The following is a 23,986-nucleotide window of genomic DNA, read 5'->3' as shown; positions in this document are numbered from 1 at the left end:
ACTCAGGTCTCATACGAGGTCGACACCCTGGTCTGACGCCTCGTGTGGCCTGCGCCACTACTTTCGAACCGTGACTGTGATCGCGACCGAAAGCCTGAGCAAGCGGTTCCCCCGGGTGACCGCGCTTGACCGGCTGACCATGGACATCGGGCCCGGGGTGACCGGACTCGTCGGGGCCAATGGAGCCGGCAAGTCCACCATGATCAAGATCCTGCTGGGTCTGTCCCCCGCCACGGAGGGCCGCGCCGAAGTGCTCGGCCTCGACGTCGCGGATCCGTCGTCGGGTCCCGCCATCCGCGAGCGGGTCGGGTACATGCCGGAGCACGACTGCCTGCCGCCCGACGTCTCGGCCACCGAGTTCGTCGTCCACATGGCGCGCATGTCGGGCCTGCCGCCCACCGCCGCCCGTGAGCGCACCGCGGACACGCTGCGCCACGTCGGCCTGTACGAGGAGCGCTACCGCCCCATCGGCGGCTATTCGACGGGCATGAAGCAGCGCGTGAAGCTGGCCCAGGCCCTCGTCCACGACCCGCAGCTGGTCTTCCTGGACGAGCCGACGAACGGCCTGGACCCGGTCGGCCGCGACGACATGCTCGACCTGATCCGCCGGGTGCACAGCGACTTCGGCATCTCGGTCCTCGTCACCTCGCACCTGCTCGGCGAGCTGGAGCGCACCTGTGACCACGTGGTGGTCATCGACGGCGGCAAGCTGCTGCGCTCCAGCTCCACCACCGACTTCACCCAGTCCACGGCGACCCTCGCGATCGAGGTCACCGACAGCGACGAACACCCGGACGGGACAGCCGCGTTGCGTGAGGCGTTCGCCCAGCGCGGCATCGAGACCAGCACCGGCGGCGAGCTGCCCGGCGCGGGGCACACGATCCTCATCACCGCGCAGGGCGACGAGACGTACGACATCGTGCGCGACGTCGTCGCCGACCTGGGCCTGGGACTCGTACGGATGGAACAGCGCAGGCACCACATCGCCGAGGTCTTCAAGCCCGTGGAGGAGCCGCAGGTCTCCGAGCGCGCCGCGGCCTGGGCGGCCACCGCCGCTCAGCGGACAGGACAGCAGGGACAGACGGGAGGGGCCGCGTGATGAGCACGGAACCCTTGAACACACAGATCCACAACATCGGCTACCGCCACTACGACGGACCGCGCCTGGGCCGCGCGTACGCCCGCCGCTCGCTCTTCTCACAGAGCCTGCGGGGCGCGTACGGCCTGGGCCGCTCGGCCAAGTCGAAGGTGCTGCCGATGCTGCTCTTCGTCGTGATGTGCGTCCCGGCGCTGATCATGGTCGCGGTCGCCGTCGCCACGAAGGCGAAGGACCTGCCGCTGGACTACACGCGCTACGCGATCGTCCTCCAGGCCGTCATCGGCCTCTACGTCGCCTCGCAGGCACCTCAGGCCGTCTCCCGCGACCTGCGCTTCAAGTCGGTGCCGCTCTACTTCTCGCGCCCCATCGAGCGCGTGGACTACGTGGTGGCGAAGTTCGCCGCCATGACCTGCGCCCTGTTCGTGCTCACCGCGGCGCCGCTGATCGTCCTCTACGTAGGCGCTCTGCTCGCCAAGCTGGACTTCACCGAGCAGACCAAGGGATTCGCCCAGGGGCTGGTGTCCGTGGCACTGCTGTCGCTGCTCCTCGCCGGGATCGGCCTCGTCGTCTCCGCCGTCACGCCGCGCCGCGGCTTCGGCATCGCCGCCGTCATCGCCGTGCTGACCATCTCCTACGGAGCGGTCTCCACCGTCCAGGCGATCGCCGACGCGCAGGACAACAGCGGCGCGGTGTCCTGGCTCGGTCTCTTCTCGCCGATCACGCTCATCGACGGCGTACAGACCGCCTTCCTCGGCGCCACGTCCGCCTTCCCCGGGGCGCACGGCCCCTCCACCGGCCAGGGCGTGGTGTATCTGCTCGTCGTCCTCGGGCTCATCGCCGGCTCCTACGGGCTGCTGATGCGCCGCTACCGGAAGGTCGGACTGTGACCGCCCACCCGTCTCCCACCGCCACCCTTCCAAAGAATGGGCCGCGCCCATGAGCACTCTTTCCATCGACCACGTCTCGCGATGGTTCGGCAACGTCGTCGCCGTCAACGACGTCACGATGACCATCGGTCCCGGCGTCACCGGCCTGCTCGGGCCCAACGGCGCGGGCAAGTCGACCCTCATCAACATGATGGGCGGCTTCCTGGCCCCCTCGAACGGGACGGTCACGCTCGACGGACAGCAGATCTGGCGCAACGAACAGATCTACCGCCACATCGGCATCGTGCCCGAGCGCGAGGGCATGTACGACTTCCTCACGGGCCGCGAATTCGTCGTCGCCAACGCGGAGTTGCACGGCCTCGGCCAGAAGGAGGCGCAGGCGGCGCTCGCCACCGTGGAGATGGAGTACGCCCAGGACCGCAAGATCCAGACGTACTCCAAGGGCATGCGGCAGCGCGTGAAGATGGCCTCCGCACTGGTCCACAACCCGTCGGTGCTGCTGCTCGACGAGCCGTTCAACGGCATGGACCCGCGCCAGCGCATGCAGCTCATGGACCTGCTGCGGCGCATGGGGGACGAGGGCCGCACGGTGTTGTTCTCCTCGCACATCCTCGAAGAGGTCGAGCAACTCGCCTCCCACATCGAGGTGATCGTCGCCGGACGCCACGCGGCCAGCGGTGACTTCCGCAAGATCCGCCGCCTGATGACCGACCGCCCGCACCGCTATCTGATCCGCTCCAGCGACGACCGGGCGCTGGCCGCCGCGCTGATCGCGGACCCGTCGACGGCGGGCATCGAAGTCGACCTGAAGGAGGGCGCGTTGCGCGTTCAGGCCGTCGACTTCGGCCGGTTCACCACGCTGCTGCCCAAGGTCGCGCAGGCGCACGGCATCCGCCTGCTCACGGTCTCGCCGTCCGACGAGTCCCTCGAGTCCGTCTTCTCTTATCTGGTCGCGGCCTAGTCACGGCACAGGAGGCCCTGATGTACGACCCCACTGTCGCCCGGCTCACCTACCGGGCCCTGCTCGGCCGCCGCCGGGCCCTCATCCTCTTCGCGCTGCCGGTGCTGCTCGTCGTGATCGCCGGACTCGTCCGCGGGCTGACCGGAGCCGACGACCAGACCGCCGTCGACGTCCTGGGCGGTTTCGCGCTCGCCACGATGGTGCCGCTGATCGGTGTCATCGCGGGGACCGGGGCCATCGGGCCGGAGATCGACGACGGCTCCGTCGTCTATCTGCTGTCCAAGCCCGTCAAACGGCCCACGATCATCTTCACCAAGCTCATCGTGGCCATCGCCGTGACCATGGTGTTCTCCGCGGTCCCGACCCTGATCGCCGGTCTGATCCTGAACGGGAACGGGCAGCAGATCGCCGTCGCCTACACGATCGCCGCCCTGGTGGCCTCCATCGCGTACGCCGCGATCTTCCTGCTGCTGGGCACGGTCACCCGGCACGCGGTCGTCTTCGGCCTCGTCTACGCCCTGGTGTGGGAGGCGCTCTTCGGCTCGCTGGTCGCCGGGGCACGCACCCTCAGCGTGCAGCAGTGGTCGCTCGCGGTGGCCCAGAAGGTGGCCGGCGGCGAGCTCGTCACCTCGGACGTCGGGCTGCCGCTCGCGACCGTCTTCCTGGTGGCCGTGACCGTGCTCGCGACCTGGTACGCGGGGCAGAGGCTGCGCTCGCTGACCCTGGCGGGGGAGGAGTAGAACCGCCTGCCCGGGCCGCTCGCGGCTCTCGGTGCGGCTCTTGATGCGGATTTCACCCTCTCGCCGGGACACTGGTGGGAGGGTGCATGTCCTTTATGCGTCTTTATGGCACCCGAGGAGGATCAGTGATGGCCGGCGATCGCGATGCGTGGGACGACGTGGTGCTGGACGCCGACTTCATACGCGAGGCGGAGACGAGCGAGCCGTCCGCGCGGGCCCGCATGCTCACCGCCCGCTGGAGCAGGGAGGCGCCGGAGCCGCAGCCGTGGCGGTCCGACGAGCCGCCCGCCGGGTGGTTCTTCAGCAAGGCGCGGCGTCGGAAGTGGCGCCGCCGATAATTCGGTGGCGGGCAACTCGGCGACGTAGCAGAGTAGTTGGTGTCACCGCGCCGGGCCCATGAGGGTGCCGGCGGCCATCCGCCGGGAGAGGAGCGCGACGATGTTGATCAGTAGTCCGTCGAGCTCCCGACAGGGCAGCCCGAGGCAGGCTCCGGAGTAGTCACTGCACTCCGTGGAGCCCCGCCCCAGGGGTGTGCTGCCCGGGGCGGCCGCTTCGAGCACGCGCCTTCTGCGGCGCGTGGGCCGCCCACCCGGAGGATTGGCCGAGTGGTAAGGCAGCGGCTTGCTAAGCCGTCGTCAGGGTTTGTCTCCCTGCGCGCGTTCGATCCGCGCATCCTCCGCGTTTTCGCTGCGCTGTGCTGGGGCGGTGTTCGGGCAGGCCTGCGGCCTGTCACGGCATCCCGCCGCGGTGCGTCCGCCCGGTGCCCGGGTGCTGGTTGTGGCGGGCCGGTCGCGCAGTTCCCCGCGCCCCTGGCGGGGCTTCGGCCCGGGCGGTCAGGCGTGGAGCAGGCGTTCCAGGACCACTGCGATGCCGTCGTCCGCGTTGGACGTCGTGATCTCGTTCGCCACTGCCTTGAGCTGGTCGTGGGCGTTGGCCATGGCCACGCCGTGGGCGGCCCAGCCGAACATCGGGATGTCGTTGGGCATGTCGCCGAACGCGATCGTGTCGGCGGCCTTCGCGCCCAGGCGGCGGGCCGCCAGCGACAGGCCCGTGGCCTTGGAGAGGCCGAGCGGGAGCAGCTCCACGATGCCCTCGCCCGCCATCGTGACGCCCACCAGATCACCGGCGACGGTGCGCGTGATCTCCGCGAGCTGGTCGTCGGAGAGGCCGGGGTGCTGCACGTACACCTTGTTGAGCGGCGCCGCCCACAGCTCCGCGACGTCCGTGAAGGGGACGGCGGGCAGGTGGCCCTCGCCGACCTGGTAGCCGGGTCCGACGATGACCTCGCCGTCGAGACCGTCACGGCTCGCGGCGAGCGCCAGCGGGCCGATCTCCGCCTCGATCTTGGCCAGCGCGAGGCCCGCGAGCTGCCGGTCGAGCGTCACCGAGGTGAGGAGCCGCTGCTCCCCCGCGTGGTAGACCTGCGCGCCCTGGCCGCACACCGCGAGCCCCTCGTACCCGAGGTCCTCCAGGATGTGGCGGGTCCAGGGCACTGCCCTGCCGGTCACGACGATGTGTGCCGCGCCCGCCGCGGTGGCCGCGGTCAGCGCGGCGCGCGTGCGCTCGGAGACCGTCTCGTCGGGACGCAGCAGCGTCCCGTCGAGGTCGGTCGCCACGAGCTTGTACGGGAAGGAAGGGGCGAGGGGAGCGGGGTGGCTCACTTGGCGTTCGGCTCCAGGGGGTGCGGGCGGCACAGGCTGAGCGGCCTGTGCCGCCCGGATCGGGCTGCGCTTACTTGGGGTCCAGGGTGGTGCGTCCCCCAAGGTACGGCCGCAGCATCTCCGGAACCCGCACCGAGCCGTCGGCCTGCTGGTGGTTCTCGAGGATGGCCACGATGGTGCGCGGGACGGCGCACAGCGTGCCGTTCAGCGTCGCCAGCGGCTGGACCTTCTTCCCGTCGCGCATCCGGACGGACAGGCGGCGGGCCTGGAAGCCGTCGCAGTTCGAGGCCGAGGTCAGCTCGCGGTACTTGCCCTGGGTGGGGATCCACGCCTCGCAGTCGAACTTGCGGGAGGCCGAGGAGCCGAGGTCACCGGTGGCGACGTCGATCACCTGGAACGGCAGCTCCAGGCCGGTCAGCCACTGCTTCTCCCACTCCAGGAGACGCTGGTGCTCGTTCTCCGCGTCCGCCGGGTCGACGTACGAGAACATCTCGACCTTGTCGAACTGGTGCACGCGGAAGATGCCGCGGGTGTCCTTGCCGTACGTGCCGGCCTCGCGGCGGAAGCACGGCGAGAAGCCGGCGTAGCGCAGCGGCAGCTGGTCCGCCTCGACGATCTCGTCCATGTGGTACGCCGCGAGCGGGACCTCGGAGGTGCCGACCAGGTAGTAGTCGTCCTTCTCCAGGTGGTACACGTTCTCGGCGGCCTGGCCGAGGAAGCCGGTGCCCTCCATGGCGCGCGGGCGCACCAGGGCGGGGGTCAGCATCGGCGTGAAGCCGGCCTCGGTGGCCTGCGCGATCGCCGCGTTGACCAGCGCCAGCTCCAGGAGGGCGCCGACGCCGGTGAGGTAGTAGAAGCGCGAGCCGGAGACCTTCGCGCCGCGCTGGACGTCGATGGCGCCGAGCGCCTCGCCGAGCTCCAGGTGGTCCTTGGGCTCGAAGCCCTCGGCACCGAAGTCGCGGATCGTGCCGTGCGTCTCCAGGACGACGAAGTCCTCCTCGCCGCCGCGCGGGACGTCGGGGTGCACGATGTTGCCCAGCTGGAGGGCGAGACGCTGGGTCTCCTCCTCGGCCTCGCGCTGGTCGGCCTCGGCGGCCTTCACGTCGGCCTTGAGGGACTCGCCCTTCTTGAGCAGCTCCGCGCGCTCCTCGGGCGTGGCCTTGCCCATGAGCTTGCCGAGCGACTTCTGCTCGGAACGGAGTTCGTCGTAGCGGAGCCCGGACGACCTGCGCCGCTCGTCGGCGGACAGGACGGCGTCGACGAGCGCGACGTCCTCTCCACGGGCGCGCTGGGAGGCGCGAACACGGTCGGGGTCCTCACGGAGCAGGCGAAGGTCAATCACCCCTCCAGGCTACCGGTGCGGGGTTCCGGCTCACGAACCGATATCCGGGTGTGGAGCTTTATGCCCTATTTGTCGGAATGTGAATTCCGGGTGGAACCGGCTCGCGCGGCCCGGGGCGGCGCGAGTCAATTAAAACCCCACTTTCCCCGCAAAGGGGCAGATGGGGTGCGCCACCTTGACCCGACTCCCTTGCCGCACACGGGACTTGGGGAGCGGTTGTCCACAGGAATGCACCACCCCGGAGGGTTATCCACAGGCTGTGAGAAAGATCTGTGGATGCCGGAAGAGGTCATTCCGAAAGCCGCATGTATCGCGAAGGATTCCCGTTCCAAACCCTCTCCATGCTCACTTTCGGGTGGAAATGCTTCACTCCAAAGAGTTGATCAAGGGAAAAGAGTGGACGAGGGGTGACGTGCGGGTCTGTGGACGGACTTGTGGGCTGTAGGCCGATTTGTCGACCATGTCGCGCCTTACTGTCGACTTGTCCCCAGGTCGAGAAGCGGACCTGTGGATAACTCTTGTGGACGAAGAAAATCCGCTGGTAGGACCGGGTGTGGAGACAGAAAGACGCCGGACCCGACGGTGGAGAACTCAGGTCCGGCTGTGGGCGCGCAGCGTCAGAACCGGCCGTCCTGGCAGCGCGCCAGCCAGTCCGAGGCGGCCACGAACTCGCTGTCCGACGTGCCGGTGCGCAGCGGCCGTACGTCCTTGGGAGCGAACCCCGCCTGCGGGTACGAGCCGAGATAGCGCACCTGGAGACACGCCCGCTTCAGGCCCATCAGCGCCTCGGCGACCCGGCGGTCCGAGATGTGGCCCTCCGCGTCGATCGCGAAGCAGTAGTCGCCGATGCCCTTCCCGGTGGGCCGGGACTGCAGCAGCATCAGGTTGACCCCGCGCATCGCGAACTGCTGGAGCAGCTCCATCAGCGTGCCGGGGTGGTCCTCGCGCTGCCAGATGACGACGGAGGTCTTGTCCGCGCCGGTCGGGGCCGCGGGCCGGGCCGGCTTGCCGACGAGCACGAACCGGGTCTGCGCGTTCGTCGCGTCGTGGATCTCGGTGACCAGCGGTTCCAGACCGTACCTCTCGGCCGCGAACTCACCGGCGAAGGCCGCGTCGAACCGGCCCTCCTGCACGAGCCGGGCGCCGTCCGCGTTCGACGCGGCGGACTCCCAGACCACGTCCTCGACCAGGTTCGCCTTCATCCAGTTGCGGACCTGCGGCTGGGCCGCCGGGTGCGCGGTGACCGTCTTGATGTCGCTCAGCTTCGTGCCGGGACGCACGAGGAGCGCGAAGGTGATGTCGAGCAGCACCTCGCGGTAGATCATCAGCGGCTCGCCCGCGACCAGCTCGTCGAGCGTGGTGGTGATGCCGCCCTCGACGGAGTTCTCGATCGGCACGAACGCGGCCTCGGCCTCGCCGCCTCGCACCGCGTCGAGCGCGGCGGGCACGGACACCATCGGGACGAGCTCCCGGGTGGCTGCTTCGGGAAGCGTGCGCAGGGCGACTTCGGTGAAGGTGCCCTCGGGGCCGAGATACGCGTAGCTGGCTGGCATGAGGTCACCCTAATGGGGCTGTACGGGACACGGCGGGCGGGCCCGGATGGCGGTCACCCCTCCAAGAGCGCCTGCCCCACGTACCCGCCCTTCTCCGCGCCGCCCGGCACCGCGAACAGGCCGCTCGACTCGTGCCGGATGAACTGCGACAGGGCGTCGCCGCGGTCGAGCTTGCGCTGCACGGGGACGAAGCCGCGCAGCGGGTCCGCCTGCCAGCAGACGAAGAGCAGGCCCGCGTCCGGGGTGCCGTCCGCGGCGATGCCGTCGTGGAAGGAGAACGGGCGGCGCAGCATCGCGGCCCCGCCGTTCTGGTCGGGGCGGCTGATGCGCGCGTGCGCGTTGATCGGGACGACGAGGTCGCCCTTCGCGTCCGTCTTGTCCAGCTTCATCTCGGACGTCTCGTCGCCGCCGGTCAGCGGGGCCCCCGTCGACTTCTTGCGGCCGATGACGTTCTCCTGCGCCGCCGTCGACAGCTTCTCCCAGTCGTCGAGGAGCATCCGGATCCGGCGTACGACCGCGTACGAACCGTTCGCCATCCACGCCGGGGACTGCGCCGACGCACCTGAGGACGGCACGAAGATGCGCTTGTCGAAGTCGGACTCGGCCGGCTTGGGGTTGTCGGTGCCGTCGATCTGGCCCATCAGATTGCGGGCCGTCATCGGCTGGGCGGTCGCTCCGGGCGAGCGGTTGAAGCCGTTCATCTGCCAGCGGACCTTGGCCGCGCCACCCGCGTCCTTCTGGATCGCGCGCAGCGCGTGGAAGGCGACGAGCCCGTCGTTCGCGCCGATCTGCACCCACAGGTCGCCGTTGCTGCGCGCCTTGTCGAGGTGGTCGGAGAAGAAGTCCGGCAGCGGGTCGAGAGCGCCGGGGCGCTGCTTCTCCAGGCCCGTGCGCGCGAAGAAGCTGTGGCCGAAGCCGAAGGTGATCGACAGCGACGAGGGACCCGCGTCCCGGGCCACGTCGGTGTCGTCGGAGGTCATCGGCTCCCCCGCCATGAGCCGCTCGGCCGTCGCCGACCAGCGGCGCATCAGGGCCGTGGCCTCCTTGCGGCCCGCGCCTGCCGCCAGGTCGAAGGCGACGAGATGGCCGCGGGACTGCATCGGCGTGGTGATGCCGGGCTGATGTTTCCCGTGAAACATCACCTCGTCCGCGCCCAGCGACGTCAACGCGTCCTGCTGATCGGGGGAGTCGGTGGAGGACGCCACGGCGTATCCCGCGCCCGCGCCGACGGCGCCCAGGGCGACGCCGGTGGCACCGGCCGTGCCGATCAGGCGGCGCCGGGTGATGCCCGACGCCGGCGGGGTGGAGGTCTCGGTACGGCTCTCGGTGTCAGCCATGGTGGTTCAGCCGATCTTCGCGTTCTGGGTGACGGTGATCTGGTCGATGTCGGAGGTGCGCACGGTCACCGCGATCTTCCAGGTGCCGGCCACGGGAATCTGGACGCCGCTCGCGCTCCAGTGGCCCGTGGCGATGTGGTCGGGGGTGACGGGCAGCGGGCCGATCTTCTTCGCCTCCAGGGTGAAGGCGACCTTCACCTCGGGGACGTCGAAGGCCTTGCCGTTCGGCCGCTGTACGTAGACGTGCATGTCGTTGTTGCCGGTGCGGCCGGGGTCGAGGTCCAGCAGGACCGTGCCCTTGCCGTCCTTGCCGCCGGTGTCGAACGGCAGCTTGAGGTTGACCGGGCCCGCCTGGGTCTGGGCGGCCGCGGTGGAGGACTTGACCTCTTCCTCGGTGCGGCCGGGCTCGGTGGAGGTCAGCACCGTGGTGACGGCGAGCAGCACCACCGCGACGCCGGCCTCGGCGAGCACGGAGCGGCGCAGCCCGAAGCGGTGCGGGTCGGCGTCGCGGACCCGCTTCTCGCGGGCGGTGGCCATCGCGGCGCGCTGACGGGCGAGCTGGGCGGCGCGCTCGGGGTCGTCGGACTTCTTGCTCCCCGACCCGGCCTTCTCGGCGCCGCCCCCGACCGTGACCGGTTCCTTCTCCTCGACGGGCGCGGCCGACTCGGAGAGCCGCCCGGTCCACCGGCGGGAGATCCACGCGATGCCGACGAGCACGGCGACGAGCCCGACCTTGACCAGGAGCAGCTGCCCGTACGTCGTTCCGGTCAGCGCCGACCAGGAGCCGACCTGCCGCCAGGACTGGTAGAGGCCGGTGGCGGCGAGCAGGACGACGCCGCAGAAGGCCACCCGCGAGAAGCGGCGCACGGCCGACGCCTCGATGGACGGCGCCCGGTAGAGCGCGACGAGCAGGGTCGTCAGACCGCCGAGCCAGGCCGCGACGGCCAGCAGGTGCAGCACGTCGACGGGCATCGCGAGCGCCGTCTGGATACCGGTCGAGGCGTGTTCGGCCATGGCCCAGGTCGCGGCGAGTCCTGCCGCGACGACGGTGCCGCCGATGGCGAGCCCGAAGGTGAGGTCCCTGACCTCCTTCGCGCTGTCGCCCCCGTCGTCGTCGCCCGCCTCCCGTGCCTCCTCGGCCCGCTTCACGTAGGCGCCGAAGAGCACCGCGATGAAGAGCGCGGCCGCGGCGAGCAGCAGCAGCCGGGAGGTGAGCGCCGCGCCGGTCTTCGTCTGCAGGACCTGGCCGAGCAGCGTCATGTCGAAGATGTCGCCGACCTTGCCCGACCCGGTGTACGAGCCGCGCATCAGCAGCAGCGCGATGGTGGCCGCGGTCAGCGCGGTCCAGCCGCCGACCACGACCCGCTGCACCGGCTTGATCGCGGCGCCGCGCGGCCAGCAGGCGAGCACGAACGCGGCGCCGCCGACGAGCAGCACGAAACCCGCGTACGAGACGTAGCGGCCGAAGCCGTAGAGGGCGCCGACGACGCCCCCGCCCGCGTTCTGGTCGGTGATCACCGCGGAGGTCTTGGAGGGGGCGCCGATGGAGAACGTATAGGCGCCCGACACGGGGTGGCTGTCGGCGGAGACGACCTGGTAGGCGACGGTGAACGTGCCGTCGGGCAGGCCCGAGTGCAGTCCCACCGTGTAGGTCGTGCCCTTGGTGTGGCCGACCTTGCCGTTGTCGACGCGCTTGCCCGACGGGTCGAGCACGCGCACCGAGCCGCCGGACATGGCGACGTCCTCGGAGAAGGTCAGCGCGATCTGGCGGGGTGCCTTCTGGACCACCGCTCCCTGCGCGGGGTCGCTCCCGGTCAGCGCGGCGTGCGCGGACGCGGGGGCGGCACCGGCCAGGAGCGCGCCGGTGACGGCGAGGAACAGCAGCACCAGGTGCCGGAAGCGGGGAGCGATGGTCTTCACGTACGGTCAGCCCCTCACTGAGACGAATGAGACGCGTGCGACGACGGGTTGTAGGTGGCGGCCTTCACCGGGAACGCGACGTCGACCGTGCCGGACTTGGCGAAGTGCAGCTTCACCGACACCTTGTCGCCTTCCTTCGGCCTGTGCTTCAGGTTCTCGAACATGAGGTGGTTGCCACCCCGTTCGAAGTCCAGGTCGCCGTCGGCGGGCACGGCGAAGGACTTCTCCTCCGTCATGACGCCGTCCTTGGTGCTGTGCATGGTGACGTCACCGGCGACGGCGCTGCTCACCGAGGTGAGGGTGTCGGCGCCGCCGCCGTTGCGCACGACGAAGAACCCGGCCGCCATGTCACCGGACGCGGGGGCGGGGATGAACGCGCCCTCGACCTTCACCTCGGGCCGCGCGGAGTCCGCGTCGGAGCCGGAGCCGCAGGCGGTCAGCGAGAGCGCGGCGGCGACGGCGAGGGCACCGAGCGTCAGCGGGGCGCGCTTCACGGCTTCTCCCCCTTGACGAGCTTGGGGAGGTCCTTGGTGTAGTCGTCGACGGTGGCGTCCTCGCCGTAGAGGACGTATCCGCCGTCGGTCTTCGGCGAGAACGCGATGACCTGCGTGCCGTGCACCGACACCAGCTTGCCGTTCTTGTCCTTCTGCGTCGGCTCGATGGAGATGCCGAGCTGCCGGGCGCCGCCCTGGATGGTGGCGAAGTCGCCGGTCAGGCCGATGAAGTCGGGGTCCTGGGCCTTGAGCCACTTGCCGAGCACGGCCGGGGTGTCACGGTCCGGGTCGGTGGTGACGAAGACGACCTGCAGCTTGTCCTGCTCGGCCTGGGGCAGCGCCTTCTTGGCGACCGCGATGTTGCTCATCGTCAGGGGGCAGACGTCGGGGCAGTGCGTGTAGCCGAAGTAGATCAGCGTCGGCTTGCCCTTGGTCCGCTCCAGCAGGTCGAACTTCTTGCCGTGGGTGTCGGTGAGGACCAGGTCCGGCTTCTCGAAGGGCTTGTCGAGGACGGTCGCGGCCTTCTGCGAACCCGCCTCGGTCGACACTTCGGTCACCGGCTTGTCGCTGTCGCCCCCGCCGCCGCAGGCGGACAGGGTGAAGGCGGCCGCCGAGACGAGGCCGACGACGGCGAGCAGGGTCTTCTTGTTGGTCGTGCGCATAGAGAAATGTCCCAGAGGTGAGAGGGCGGGCGGTTGCCGGGGCCGCCCACCGCGGCCCCGGCAACCGCCACTGATGGCTCAGCTGTTGGTACGCCGACGGCCCGCCAGGACACCGAACGCCACACCGGCGGCGCCGACGGCGATGCCGACGATGCCGAGGACGCGGGCGGTGGTGTCACTGCCGGAGGACGTGTCGGAGGAGGCGGCGGCCGTCTCCTTGTGGTCGTCCGTCGCCGAGGCGCCGGACGCGCCGTGCTCGTCGTCGGTCGCGGCCGACAGCTCCAGGGTGGGCGCCGGGTTCTCCGGCTCCTCCTGGCCCTTCTGCTGCGGCTCGATCCAGCGCACGACCTGCTTGTTGTCGTACGTCTGGATCGCCTTGAAGACGAGCTGGTCGGCGTCGGTCGGCAGCTGGCCGATGGACACCGGGAACTTCTGGAAGTAGCCGGGCTGGATCCCCTTGGCGTCACCGGAGCCGGTCGCGGTCCAGGTGACCTTGGAGACGGCCTCGGTGATCTTCTCGCCGTGCAGGGTCAGCGGCTTGTCGAGCTTCGACTTGGTGACCACGGCCTTCCAGCCCGGCACCGGCTCCGGCATCACGGAGGCGAGCGGGTGGTCGGTGGGGAAGGCGACTTCCAACTGGGTGGTCGCGGCGTCGTCGCGCTCGTTGGGGACCTTGAAGTCGACCACGGCGTAGCCGCCCTTGGCGGCGGTGCCCTCCGGCTGCACGCTCACGTGCGCGAAGGCGGGGGCGGAGACGAGGACGACGGAGGAGACGGCGGCGGCACCGACGAGAGCGGCGCGGGACATCTTCTTCATGGCAGAAAGAACTCCACGTTCAGTGGGATCCGACGAAGGGTGGGGCGCGCACCCGGACAGGCCGCATGAAGGCGGTTGTCGGTGAGAACGAGCGGGTACGCGCGCGTGCCGCACGGCACACCACACCCCACGCACTGCGCGGTGGAGCTTGCGGATGCCGTGTCAGGCGGCGAGAAGGAACGCGTCGGAGGACGGTGGCCCGCGCCGGATCACCGAGTGCTGGAGCGTCGCCGTCCACAGGGCGGGCGGCTCGGCGAACCCGGTCCGCGTCACCCGCGCGAGCAGCTCGGGAGCCCCCGGCAGCCCGGCCCGCAGCGCGCGGACGAGCGCGAGGGCCGCGCGCAGCGAACGGGTGGGCGCCGCTTCCGCGACCCCGTGCGCCGAGAGCCGCGAGAGCTCCACGACGCGCCCCAGGGCCAGATCGCCGTGGCGCAGCAGCCACCCGGCGCCGACCGCGGCGAGCAGGTGGCCGATGAGCATGGGCAGCGACGGCAGCAGCGCCATCGAGGCCCCGGCCGCGACGGCGTCGTGGTGCATGGGGGTGGACGGCACCCCGGCGTCGTCCAGGATGCGCTGCGCCTGCGCCGGGCTGAGCGCCGAGGCACCCGCCCCGCACATGAGCCGCGCGGCCCGCTCCATGACGGACGGCTGCGCGGAACCCATGGCCATGGAGGCGTGGTTCTGGCCGAGGCCGAACAGGGTGTGCAGGCCGATCTGCCCGATGCCCAGGGTGACGGCGATGCCGGCCAGCGAGCGCTCGCGCCCGGCCATCGGCAGGGCCACGCAGAAGGCGAGGAGAGAGCCGAGCCCCAGCGTCCACAGCGGCACCGTGGAGGTCGACCCGAGGACGTGCCCCGCCGCGGACAGCACGACGCAGACCGCGGCGAACACCGCGGCCCTCAGCAGCCGGAGGTCGGCCGCGCTGCGCGTGTGGGGGGCAGTCATGGCGGCCTCATCATCGCACTGGGCCGACCCGCTCCATACGGCAGGTCCACAAGGTCCCAAATCTCCCTTACCTCGCCGGACGTACCGTGCGCGTCGGCTATATGGGCGCAATCACGTCAACTCCGTGATTGCGCAAGGGCCGTGGCGGCAATACGTATCGGTATGTCGAGCCGCGCCCTGGAGGCTGGAGCATGAGCATCTGGTGGTCCCTCCATCTGCGGCGCGACGCTGCGAGCGTTCCCCTGGCCAGGCGCCTGTTCCTGGGCACCATGGAGACCGCGGGCGTCGACCCCGACGTCTGTTACGACCTGTCGGTCGCGCTCAGCGAGGCGTGTGCGAACGCGGTCGAGCACGGCGGCTCCCTGGCCGGCAGCGAGGCTTCGGGCGCCTACCGGGTCACCGCGTATCTGGACGGCGAGAAGTGCCGCATCGAAGTGGCCGATTCGGGCCCCGGTTTCCCCTCGCTGAAGGGGCGCTCCCTGACCCGTCCCGCGCCCGACCACGCGGAGAACGGCCGCGGCCTGTGCCTCATCCGCGAACTCGCCGACCACGTGCACTTCGTCAACAAGCCCGGCAGGGGCGGCGCCGTCGTCAGCTTCGACAAGATCCTCAAGTGGAAGAAGGACGCGCCGCTGGTCGCGGTGTGAATCAGGAGAGCCCCGGGCAGGACGGCCCCGGTCAGGAGAAGCGGGCGACGGCCGTCATCGTGGGCCGCATGTTGCGCACGCCGGGCACCTTGCCGAGCAGCGGCCAGACCACCCCGTAGTAGGCGCCGCGGCCGCGCGGCAGCGGCAGCTCCCGCACCTCGCTGATCGCCGGGTGCGCGGTGCGTACGCCGCTCAGCTCCCCCGCGTTCAGACCCCACGGCATCGGCGGCGTCGTGTAGCCCGCCCGGGTGCGCATCTCACCGCGCTGCGTGCGCTCGCTGAACCAGCGCGGCACCGCGTCGAAGACCAGCGCCCCGCCGCCGAACCGCTCGGCGCAGCCGGCGATCAACGTCCGCACCTCAGGCGGCCGCAGGTACATCAGCAGTCCCTGGGCGGTGATCAGCACGCCGTTCGCCGGGTCCACTTCTTCGCGCCAGGACAGATCGAGGGCCGACCGGGCGAGGGTGCGCCGCCGCTCGCCGTCCGGGAGCAGCTCGCGCCGCACCTCGGCGGTCTCGGGCAGCTCGACGCACAGCCACCGCGCCCGCCCGTTGTCGACGCGCCAGAACTGGGTCTCCAGGCCCTCGGCGAGCGTGACGACCGTGCCGTCCGGGTGGGCGTCGAGAAAGTCCCGTACGGCGTTGTCGAAGGTCCGCACGCGCAGCGCCTGCCCCTGCGCGAGGAGCGGATTGACCGCGCCGAAGGTCTCCTCGAAGGGGTAGTCGATCTTCTCGACCAGTTCGACGGCCTTCGGGTCGTCGAGGACCCGGTCCGCACGACGGGCCTCCGCCGCCCGGTGGTACAGGTTCCACAGCAGGGTCTCGGGTACGGCGCTCAACTCCATGCAGGCACCCTCTCAAAGAGCTTCGACCGACTACTGAAGAAGGGCCGCGACATACGCAGCGTATGTCGCGGCCCTTCTTCAGTAGCGGTGCGTTCGGCGAATCAGCCCTTCAGGCCGGCCATCCACGCCTCGACCTCGCCGGAGCGGCGCGGCAGCCCGTCCGACAGGTTCTTGTTGCCGTCGTCGGTGACGAGGATGTCGTCCTCGATCCGGACGCCGATGCCGCGGTACTCCTCCGGCACCGTCAGGTCGTCGGCCTGGAAGTACAGGCCCGGCTCGACGGTGAGGACCATGCCCGGCTCCAGCGTGCCGTTCACGTACGTCTCGGTGCGCGCGGCCGCGCAGTCGTGGACGTCCATGCCGAGCATGTGGCCGGTGCCGTGCAGGGTCCAGCGGCGCTGGAGGCCCAGCTCCAGGACGCGCTCGACCGGGCCCTCGACCAGACCCCACTCGACGAGCTTCTCGGCGAGCACGCGCTGCGCGGCGTCGTGGAAGTCGCGGTAGGCGGCACCCGGCTTCACCGCCGCGATACCGGCCTCCTGGGCCTCGTACACGGCGTCGTAGATCTTCCGCTGGATCTCGCTGAAGCTGCCGTTGATCGGCAGCGTGCGCGTGACGTCGGCGGTGTAGTACGTGTGCGTCTCCACACCGGCGTCGAGCAGCAGCAGGTCGCCGGAGCGGACCGGGCCGTCGTTGCGGACCCAGTGCAGGGTGCAGGCGTGCGGGCCCGCGGCGCAGATCGAGCCGTAGCCGATGTCGTTGCCCTCCACGCGCGCGCGGAGGAAGAACGTGCCCTCGATGTAGCGCTCGGACGTGGCCTCGGCCTTGTCGAGGACCTTCACGACGTCCTCGAAGCCGCGCACGGTCGAGTCGACCGCCTTCTGCAGCTCGCCGATTTCAAACGCGTCCTTCACGAGGCGGGCCTCGGACAGGAAGACGCGCAGCTCCTCGTCGCGCTCCGCGGTGACCTTGTCGGTCAGGGCGGCCTCGATGCCGGCGTCGTAGCCGCGCACGACACGCACCGGTCCCGTCGCCTCGCGCAGGGCGTCGGCGAGCTCGCGCACGTCGGACGCGGGGATGCCGTAGAGCTTCTCGGCCTCGGTCAGCGAGTGCCGACGGCCGACCCACAGCTCGCCGTCGCCGCTCAGCCAGAACTCGCCGTTCTCGCGGTCGGAGCGCGGCAGCAGGTAGAGGGTCGCCCGGTGTCCGTCGGCGACGGGCTCCATGACGAGGACGCCGTCCTCCGTCTGGTTGCCGGTCAGGTACGCGTACTCGACGGAGGCACGGAAGGCGTACTCCGTGTCGTTCGAGCGGGTCTTCAGGTTGCCCGCGGGCACCACGATGCGCTCGCCCGGAAAGCGGGCGGACAGGGCGGCACGGCGGGCCGCGGTCTCGTCGGCCTGGGCGATCGGCCGCAGGTCGTGCAGCTCGGTGTCGGCCCAGCCGGACTTCATGTTCTCGGCGAGCTCGTCGGACACGCCCGGGTAGAGGCCGTTCTTGCGCTGCTTGATGGGCTCTTCGGCCTCGGCGGCCTCCGGGTTGAGCTCCTCCGACACGGTTCCTCCTCGACACGGCAGGTCCGGTGAAATGCCCTGGATACGGCAGTGGACCCCCTCCATCGTACGAGCGTACGGAAGGGGGTCCAGGGCCGGATGACCTCTTACCGGCAGTGCCCGGACGCCTACGCGAAACGGGCCGCCAGCAGGACGACGTCCTCGTCGCTGTCGGCGGTGTCGAGCCCGTCGGGGAGCATCGCGCCCAGGATGTGGTCCGCGATGGCGCCGGGGTCCTCGCGGATCCCCTTGGGAATGCTCGCGGCGGCCGCGTGCAGCCGGGCGAAGGCGCGGTCCATGGCGTCGCCGGTGCGGCGCAGCAGACCGTCGGTGTAGAGCAGCACCGTCTCGCCGGGCTCCGGCGCGATCTCCACGCTCGGCGCCTCCCAGCAGGCGAGCATCCCGAGCGGCGCCGACAGCGTCGTCTCGGCGAACTCCGTGCGCCGCTCGCCGATCACCAGCGGCGGGGTGTGCCCGGCGCCCGCGAGAACGATCTTGCGCTGCGCCGGCTCGCAGTAGGCGAACAGGGCGGTCGCGCTGCGCGCGGGCTCGGTGAGGCGCAGCAGCAGTTCCAGGTCGGACAGGACCGCGACCGGGTCCTCGCCCTCCATGACGGCGTACGCGCGCAGGGACGCGCGCAGGCGGCCCATCGCGGCGACCGCGCTCGCGCCGGAGCCGGTGACCGAGCCGACGGCGAGCCCGAGCGCGCCCTCGGGCAGCGGCAGCGCGTCGTACCAGTCGCCGCCGCCGCGCGGCCCGGTGCGGTGGCGCACGGCGAGCTGCACATCGGCGACCCGGGGCAGCCGCGAGGGCAGCAGCTCCTCGGCGATCGTGCCCGACCACGCGCGCGTGCGCTCCAGTTCCAGGAGGCGGGCCAGGTGCTCGGTGGCGTAGGCCGCGTACAGGCCGATGAGGTGGCGCCGGCGCTCGCCCGGCTCGGCCGGCTCGTCGTAGAGCCAGACCGCGGCGCCCAGACGGCCCGCCGCCTCGGTGGCGAGCGGCAGCGCGTAACTGGCCGCGTAGCCGAGGCGGGCGGCGACCTCGCGGTGGCGCGGGTCGAGGCCGTCCTCGGAGAGCAGATCGGCGCGGGCCTCCGGGTCGGTGCTGAGACCGTCCAGGATCCGCCCGTACGACGTCGCGCCGCGCGGCACCGTCTCGATGTGCCCCAGGTCCGGCCGGGACAGGCCGAGGCCGACGGTGGTGTCCGGGCCGCGTCCGTCGCCCGGTTCCAGCACGACAAGACCGCGCCGGGCGCCCACCAGGGTGGCTCCGGCGCGCAGCAGTTCGTGCAGTGCGTCCTCCAGCGCGGCTGTGCGGGCCAGCCGTTCCGTGAGTTCGTGCAGGGTCGTGAGATCGGAGACCCAGCCGGCGAGACGGTCCTGGATGACGGCCCCTGGTGCGGCCGGCGCGGACGGTGCGCACGGGACCGCAGGCGCCGCGGGCACGGGTGCGACCGTGTGGGCGGGAGGGGGAACCTGTCCAGGAGGGGAATCGATTCCGGCCACTTTCGGCAGGCGCGGGGTTGTCATGGCTTCCGGCTTTCCGACCGGTGCATATTGCTCAATAGCATCGCAAACCCCCATGTCAGCCTGATAGCTCTGCGCCGCTAGCAATGTCTCCACATCTACACGCAGTGGAGAGGGGATGTCCAGCATTGTCCTGCGAGTATTCCTGGTGTCCGCGGTGTGCAAGTGCCTTTCGGCGTAAAGGGATCTTCGCCGTCTTCCTTGATCGACTCTTGATCTCGCAGCGATCCTGATCGTTCTAACTTGGCCAAAAAGTGACTCAGGGATCGGCCTATTGGGTTCGACTGGCATTGTTCAGCTGTGGTCACCAGAGCGTCATGGCGGTCGTGGTGGGTACGTACTCGGAGAAGACCAGGGGCAGTTGGGATCCACCCGGAACCTGGTGACGGACCCGGGCGTCATAACCTTCGACGACCGTGCCCCATCCTCCCGTGGGGGAGACGGCGAGAAATACGCGGGACGGCAAACGCCAGGCGCCGCCACCCCACGCCAGGCTTTTAAAGGACACAGCAGGCGCTCGGACTATAGGGGTTACCCCTGCCTCAGGCCGGTCGTTCCGGCCGGGGTCAGGCGCTCCAGCACGTACGCGCAGTGACTGATCGACACATGGTGTGATGTGGCCCATAGCGTTCTCTTCGGCTACGGAAAGGAACGAGCGCTCATGCGCGAGATCCTCGGAAGGCGACGCAGGCTCCTGTCCAGGCGTGACAACGGGAAGTCTGACCTGATCAGCGCGGCCCTCACGTTCGCGACAGCGTGGCGGTGGCCGGTTCTGCCGGGCATAGGGCTCGAGGCGGCGGGACGTCGTGACGGCGTCCGGTGCGCCTGCCCCGACCCGGAGTGCACGGTGCCCGGCGCGCACCCCTTCGACCCGGGACTGCTCGCCGCGACGACCGACGAGAGCATGGTCCGCTGGTGGTGGACCAACCGTCCCAAGGCGCCGATCGTGCTCGCCACCGGCGCCGCGTCCGGGGCCGGCGGGCGCGCACCCTGCGCCGTGAGCCTCCCGGCCGTCGCGGGCGCCCGCGCGCTCGCCGCGCTCGACCGCGAGGACATCCGGCTCGGCCCGGTGATCGCCACCCCCGAGCGGCTGTTCATCCTCGTGGCTCCCTACTCCATGGAGCAGCTCGGCGAGCTCCTGTACGCGCAGGACTTCGTCCCGGGCTCGCTGCGCTTCCACGGAGAGGGCGGGTACGTACCGCTGCCGCCGTCCGTCACGGGCGCGGGGCAGGTCCGCTGGGAGCGCGCTCCGCTGCCGGGTTCGGCGGCCCCGTGGGCGCCCGATGTGGAGGCCGTGGTCGACGCGGTCGTGGACGCCCTCACTCGTACGGGTGTGAGCGCGCCCGAGTTGTAGGGGATTCGGGCGCGCGGCGAGCCGCAGCGCGGGGTGTGCGCCGATATCTTCGGCGCATGCCCGCCGCGCCGCCCCTCCCCCCTTCTTCCGACCGGCCCGAGCAGGGGAACCCCCGTTCGCGCCTCCGGCTGATCGGCCTCGTCGCCGTGGTGGTGCTCACCGCCGCGCTGCCGCTGGCGGGCGCGTCCGCGGGACCGGTGGGCGACGGGCACGGCCGTCCGGTCGTCGAGCAGGCCGAGCCGGGCGAGCACGCCCGGGCCGGAGCGGCGGACAAGGTCGACGACGCACCCGACGCACCCGCCACGCCTGACGCGCCTGACACGGCAGGGCGCGCGGGGCAGCGGCAGCCCGAGGGCCCCGCGCTCCTCAAGAGCCTCGGACTCGGCCTCGCCACGGCTGCCCACTGCGGCCCGCAACTGGCCTCCCCGGACGGCGTCGAGGCGCAGACGTGTGTGCTCACCCAGGGTGAGGACACCTGGGCGCGCACCTACTACCGCAATGCGACCGGCGCGGAACTCGGCGCCGTCCTGACCCTGATGGCGCCCGGCGGACGCACGGTGCAGATCAACTGTCCGGTGGGCGCGCAGGACGAGCCCGGCCTGTGCGAGACGCCGCGGGAGCCCACGCGGGGCGGGCCGTCGCAGTACACGGCGGTGGCGGAGTACGCGGCCCGGGGAGACGGCCCGCTGATGCTGCGCTCGGGGAGCAACTCGGCGCCTTCGCAAGGGCGTTGAGGCATACCGACCGGGTCAGGACATGAAAGCGCCCGGTTGCTGGCGACGGGGGATGCACCAGCAACCGGGCTACTTGAACGGTAACAAGAGATCGGCAGTTAGCAAATTCGATCTCTTCTATTCGGACATGGATTTACCTGCAACTACTGGGAGTTGTGACCGGAGTCACCCATTCCGAATGAGGCTTTTCGGACCCTCGGCGGCTGACCGGTCGGTCAGTCCAGGGGGACCCTGTACGTCAGCTGAGTGTCACCTGTCGGTTGGTGAGCCCACCGCGCGCCCTGCGCTCGTCCGCGGTCAGCGGCGCGTCCGTGGCGAGTGCGGCGGCGAGCCGCTCGGCGAACTCGGCGGCGGGCTTCTCGATGTCACCGGCCTTGACCGAGCTCGGCAGGTCCCACACCGGCACGGTCAGGCCGTGCGCCCGGAAGGAGCCCACCAGACGCGTGCCCTCGCCGAGCGAGGACGTGCCCGCCGCGTGCAGCCGCGCGAGCGCGTCGAGAAGCTTCTCCTCGGCGTGCGGCATCACCCACCGGAGGTGGTTCTTCTCCGGCGTCTCGCACCAGTAGGCGCTCTCCACACCGCTCAGCTTCACGGTCGGGATCGCCGCGGCGTTGGCCCGCTCCAGGGAGGCGGCCACCTCGGCCGATGCGTTCTCCGAGTCCGGAACCCAGAATTCGAACCCCGTGTGCACGACCGGCTCGAAAGTGCCGTCCGGGTCGAGCACGTCCTGCAGCCGCGGTCCCTCGGCGGGGGCGCGGCGGGCCTGCACCGGGCTGCCCGTCGGGGCCTCCAGGGCGCGCAGCAGCGTGTCGGCCAGGTCGCGGCTGAGGTCGCCGGAGGACGTGTCGTTCTGCAGGCCGAGCAGGACCGAGCCGTCGTCCCGGCGCAGCGCGGGCCACGCCATCGGCAGCACGGTCGCGAGGGTCACGGACGGGACGCCCTCGGGCAGTCCGCCCTTCAGCGTCAGCTCGACCGTCGCTGCGGGCACCAGCTCGCGCAGCGCGATCCAGTCGCCCTCGCCCGCGAGGCCCTCGAAGGGGCGCTGTACGAGCTCGGTCACCGCGTGGGCGGCCTCCCGGCCGTGGCAGGCCTTGTAGCGACGGCCGCTGCCGCACGGGCACGGCTCGCGGGCACCCACCACCGGATAGTTCTCCTCGGCGCCGCCGGCGCGGGCCCCGTTGCTGACTTGCGGCTTGCCCTTGGTCTGGGGGCGCTTCTTGGCCATCTTGGGTGTCTCCCGGATACGGCGCTCTTACGTACGGGCGCGAGCCTAGCCGCTCGTACCGACACGGGTGGGACATGGCCCAAGTGCCGTCAGGGGGGCGGCCGTCAGCCGAGGTCGTCGAAGGCGTCCGCGAAGTCGAGGTCGGCCAGGTCCGCGACCGGCGGGGCCGCGATGCGCGAGGCGAAGTCGTCACGGCGGTGCGCCGCGGCCTCCGCGTGCACGTCCTTGTGGACGACCACCCAGACGGTGACCTCGCCGCGCATGCCGTCGCGCACGCCCCAGTCGTCGGCGAGCGCCGTGATGATGTTGAGCCCGCGGCCGCCGTGCGCGGTGACCGACGGGGTGGCCGGAACCGGGCGGGTCGGGCCGCCGCCGTCCGTCACCTCGACCGTCAGGCAACCGCGGTCGTCCACCCGCCACGCGGCGCGTACATCGCCCTCGCCCGCCAGCTCGTCGCCGAGCGGCCTGCCGTGCCGGCAGGCATTGCTGAGCAGTTCGGAAAGGATCAGAACTGCATCGTCGACGACCGATTCCGGCACACCGCCGATACGGAGCTGATCACGCATCCGGTGTCTTGCCTCACCCACGCCCGCAGGGCCATGGGGTACGGCCATGCTCGACGAAGAGGGCACCTCCTGTGCCACCACCAACGCCACCCCCGAGACCTCCTTTGCCCCACGCCACGGTGTGAATGCCCCACTGGACTGGACCGGAAACCGGCCAATCCGTGTGCGGTGACGCACTCGTGACGATCGAATACGGAGCGAACGCGCCGGAGCACTCCCCGTGAAGCTGTGGGGTGAAGGTGGCCGGATCCGGCCCCTGATTCAGGCCCTGCCCAGCCGGTGCAGCACGGCCGCGGGACGGTTGGTGATGATCGCGTCCACGCCGAGCCGGACGCAGAGGTCGATGTCCTCGGGCTCGTTCACGGTCCAGACGTGGACCTGGTGACCCGCGCGCGCGAGTTTCTCCACGTAAGCGGGGTTGTTGCGCAGGATCCGGATGCCGGGGCCCGCGATCCGTACGCCCTTGGGGAGGCGTCCTTCGCGGTGACGCGGCGAGACGAACTGCATCAGGTAGACCGTGGGCAGGGTGGGTGACGCCTCCTGGATGCGCAGCAGGGAGCGCGAGGAGAAACTCATCACCCTTACAGGAGAGGGCTCGTCCGGCGGCGGCGCGTCCAGGCCGAACCGCTTGAGCAGGAGCAGCAGTCGCTCCTCGACCTGGCCCGCCCAGCGGGTGGGGTGTTTGGTCTCGATGGCCAGCTCCACCCGGCGGCCCGCGTCGGCCACCAGCTCCAGGAGGCGCTCCAGGGTCAGTACGGAGGTGTCGGCCGCGCTGCCCGCCCAGTCGGGCCCCTCCTCGCTGTCCTTCCAGGAGCCGAAGTCGAGGGCGGCCAGATCCGCGAGCTCCAGGGCCGAGACCGCTCCGCGGCCGTTCGACGTACGGTTGACGCGACGGTCGTGCACGCAGACGAGATGGCCGTCCGCCGTGAGCCGCACATCGCATTCGAGGGCATCGGCGCCGTCCTCGATCGCCTTCTTGTAAGCGGCCAGCGTGTGCTCGGGGGCGTCCTCCGAGGCACCGCGGTGGGCGACGACCTGGATGCGTTGCTGTCGTGCGTGGGTCACCGCGTCATGGTGCCACCGCGCGGCCGGCCGGCGAGAAAGTTCGGCCTTGCGGATG

At 70.9% G+C, this 23,986-nt stretch carries 24 protein-coding genes and 1 tRNA gene; 9 read left to right on the top strand and 16 right to left on the bottom strand.

The genetic code is table 11. The features are described from left to right. Positions 1-76: 76 nt before the first annotated feature. The 5 genes from J3486_RS36525 to J3486_RS36505 all read left to right on the top strand — a co-directional run bounded on the left by J3486_RS36525 (position 77) and on the right by J3486_RS36505 (position 4,025). Complete coding sequence (locus tag J3486_RS36525) at positions 77-1,099, top strand: ABC transporter ATP-binding protein (protein WP_207828205.1); 1,023 nt, start codon at positions 77-79, stop codon at positions 1,097-1,099. After that, positions 1,099-1,986: an ABC transporter permease subunit gene (locus tag J3486_RS36520; RefSeq protein WP_207828113.1), complete on the top strand. Its 888-nt coding sequence runs from the start codon at positions 1,099-1,101 to the stop codon at positions 1,984-1,986. The genes J3486_RS36525 and J3486_RS36520 overlap by 1 nt, the downstream gene beginning before the upstream one ends. A 49-nt stretch (positions 1,987-2,035) precedes the next feature. Next, positions 2,036-2,947 carry an ABC transporter ATP-binding protein gene (locus J3486_RS36515; protein ID WP_207828112.1) on the top strand — a complete coding sequence of 304 codons (912 nt, stop codon included), beginning with the start codon at positions 2,036-2,038 and terminating at the stop codon, positions 2,945-2,947. Between the two features lie 20 nt (positions 2,948-2,967). Next, positions 2,968-3,687: an ABC transporter permease gene (locus J3486_RS36510; protein ID WP_207828111.1), complete on the top strand. Its 720-nt coding sequence runs from the start codon at positions 2,968-2,970 to the stop codon at positions 3,685-3,687. Positions 3,688-3,815: 128 nt separating this feature from the next. After that, positions 3,816-4,025, top strand: coding sequence for a hypothetical protein (locus tag J3486_RS36505; protein WP_207828110.1), 210 nt, complete (start codon positions 3,816-3,818; stop codon positions 4,023-4,025). 42 nt (positions 4,026-4,067) lie between these two features. Here J3486_RS36505 and J3486_RS36500 read toward each other — a convergent pair whose 3' ends face one another. Further along, entirely contained in the window at positions 4,068-4,247 is a 180-nt protein-coding gene (locus J3486_RS36500; protein WP_207828109.1) for a hypothetical protein, read from the bottom strand. 31 nt (positions 4,248-4,278) lie between these two features. On the opposite strand from J3486_RS36500, the gene J3486_RS36495 reads away from it, so the two are divergent. Beyond that, positions 4,279-4,366: transfer RNA gene (locus J3486_RS36495), tRNA-Ser, on the top strand. Between the two features lie 154 nt (positions 4,367-4,520). On the opposite strand, the gene J3486_RS36490 is transcribed toward J3486_RS36495, so the two are convergent. The 9 genes from J3486_RS36490 to J3486_RS36450 all read right to left on the bottom strand — a co-directional run bounded on the left by J3486_RS36490 (position 4,521) and on the right by J3486_RS36450 (position 14,417). Next, positions 4,521-5,348 carry an HAD family hydrolase gene (locus J3486_RS36490; RefSeq protein WP_207828108.1) on the bottom strand — a complete coding sequence of 276 codons (828 nt, stop codon included), beginning with the start codon at positions 5,346-5,348 and terminating at the stop codon, positions 4,521-4,523. Between the two features lie 70 nt (positions 5,349-5,418). After that, on the bottom strand, positions 5,419-6,690 hold the full coding sequence (gene serS, locus J3486_RS36485) for a serine--tRNA ligase (protein ID WP_207828107.1): 1,272 nt from the start codon (positions 6,688-6,690) through the stop codon (positions 5,419-5,421). Positions 6,691-7,307: 617 nt separating this feature from the next. Beyond that, the gene (pheA, locus tag J3486_RS36480) at positions 7,308-8,243 is read right to left on the bottom strand and encodes a prephenate dehydratase (protein ID WP_207828106.1); all 936 of its coding nucleotides are present in this window, start codon (positions 8,241-8,243) and stop codon (positions 7,308-7,310) included. A gap of 53 nt (positions 8,244-8,296) precedes the next feature. Continuing rightward, complete coding sequence (gene efeB, locus J3486_RS36475; protein WP_207828105.1) at positions 8,297-9,580, bottom strand: iron uptake transporter deferrochelatase/peroxidase subunit; 1,284 nt, start codon at positions 9,578-9,580, stop codon at positions 8,297-8,299. Between the two features lie 6 nt (positions 9,581-9,586). Next, positions 9,587-11,500 (bottom strand): copper resistance protein CopC, encoded by a 1,914-nt coding sequence (locus J3486_RS36470; RefSeq protein WP_207828104.1) that lies wholly within the window; start codon positions 11,498-11,500, stop codon positions 9,587-9,589. 14 nt (positions 11,501-11,514) lie between these two features. Next, entirely contained in the window at positions 11,515-11,994 is a 480-nt protein-coding gene (locus tag J3486_RS36465; RefSeq protein WP_207828103.1) for a copper chaperone PCu(A)C, read from the bottom strand. Further along, positions 11,991-12,656, bottom strand: coding sequence for an SCO family protein (locus J3486_RS36460; protein WP_207828102.1), 666 nt, complete (start codon positions 12,654-12,656; stop codon positions 11,991-11,993). Before J3486_RS36460 ends, J3486_RS36465 begins: the two co-directional genes overlap by 4 nt. 78 nt (positions 12,657-12,734) lie before the next feature. Then, positions 12,735-13,472 carry a YcnI family protein gene (locus J3486_RS36455; RefSeq protein ID WP_207828101.1) on the bottom strand — a complete coding sequence of 246 codons (738 nt, stop codon included), beginning with the start codon at positions 13,470-13,472 and terminating at the stop codon, positions 12,735-12,737. A 162-nt stretch (positions 13,473-13,634) separates the two neighbouring features. Beyond that, positions 13,635-14,417 carry a hypothetical protein gene (locus J3486_RS36450; protein ID WP_207828100.1) on the bottom strand — a complete coding sequence of 261 codons (783 nt, stop codon included), beginning with the start codon at positions 14,415-14,417 and terminating at the stop codon, positions 13,635-13,637. A gap of 191 nt (positions 14,418-14,608) precedes the next feature. Here J3486_RS36450 and J3486_RS36445 point away from each other — a divergent pair, with 191 nt between their 5' ends. After that, complete coding sequence (locus J3486_RS36445; protein WP_207828099.1) at positions 14,609-15,064, top strand: ATP-binding protein; 456 nt, start codon at positions 14,609-14,611, stop codon at positions 15,062-15,064. A gap of 31 nt (positions 15,065-15,095) precedes the next feature. Here the strand turns inward: J3486_RS36445 and J3486_RS36440 are convergent, their stop codons facing one another. From J3486_RS36440 to J3486_RS36430, 3 genes are all read right to left on the bottom strand, one after another. Further along, the gene (locus J3486_RS36440) at positions 15,096-15,908 is read right to left on the bottom strand and encodes a class I SAM-dependent methyltransferase (protein WP_207828098.1); all 813 of its coding nucleotides are present in this window, start codon (positions 15,906-15,908) and stop codon (positions 15,096-15,098) included. 101 nt (positions 15,909-16,009) lie between these two features. Continuing rightward, on the bottom strand, positions 16,010-17,527 hold the full coding sequence (locus J3486_RS36435; RefSeq protein WP_207828097.1) for an aminopeptidase P family protein: 1,518 nt from the start codon (positions 17,525-17,527) through the stop codon (positions 16,010-16,012). 62 nt (positions 17,528-17,589) lie between these two features. Beyond that, positions 17,590-19,116: a PP2C family protein-serine/threonine phosphatase gene (locus J3486_RS36430; protein ID WP_207828096.1), complete on the bottom strand. Its 1,527-nt coding sequence runs from the start codon at positions 19,114-19,116 to the stop codon at positions 17,590-17,592. Positions 19,117-19,648: 532 nt separating this feature from the next. Between J3486_RS36430 and J3486_RS36425 the strand changes: the two genes are divergently transcribed. Further along, complete coding sequence (locus J3486_RS36425) at positions 19,649-20,341, top strand: bifunctional DNA primase/polymerase (RefSeq protein WP_207828095.1); 693 nt, start codon at positions 19,649-19,651, stop codon at positions 20,339-20,341. 56 nt (positions 20,342-20,397) lie between these two features. Further along, on the top strand, positions 20,398-21,075 hold the full coding sequence (locus J3486_RS36420; protein ID WP_229379183.1) for a hypothetical protein: 678 nt from the start codon (positions 20,398-20,400) through the stop codon (positions 21,073-21,075). 238 nt (positions 21,076-21,313) lie between these two features. Here the strand turns inward: J3486_RS36420 and J3486_RS36415 are convergent, their stop codons facing one another. From J3486_RS36415 to J3486_RS36405, 3 genes are all read right to left on the bottom strand, one after another. Further along, entirely contained in the window at positions 21,314-22,300 is a 987-nt protein-coding gene (locus J3486_RS36415; RefSeq protein WP_207828094.1) for a DUF5926 family protein, read from the bottom strand. A gap of 104 nt (positions 22,301-22,404) precedes the next feature. After that, positions 22,405-23,043 (bottom strand): ATP-binding protein, encoded by a 639-nt coding sequence (locus tag J3486_RS36410; RefSeq protein WP_207828093.1) that lies wholly within the window; start codon positions 23,041-23,043, stop codon positions 22,405-22,407. Between the two features lie 84 nt (positions 23,044-23,127). Beyond that, positions 23,128-23,931: a glycerophosphodiester phosphodiesterase gene (locus J3486_RS36405; protein ID WP_207828092.1), complete on the bottom strand. Its 804-nt coding sequence runs from the start codon at positions 23,929-23,931 to the stop codon at positions 23,128-23,130. Between the last annotated feature and the right edge of the window lie 55 nt (positions 23,932-23,986).

The sequence above is a fragment of the Streptomyces sp. VRA16 Mangrove soil genome, assembly GCF_017377775.1.
Classification (GTDB): Bacteria; Actinomycetota; Actinomycetes; order Streptomycetales; family Streptomycetaceae; genus Streptomyces.
Note: the sequence above shows the minus strand (reverse complement) of the source record. Positions and strands in the feature narration are given on the sequence as shown.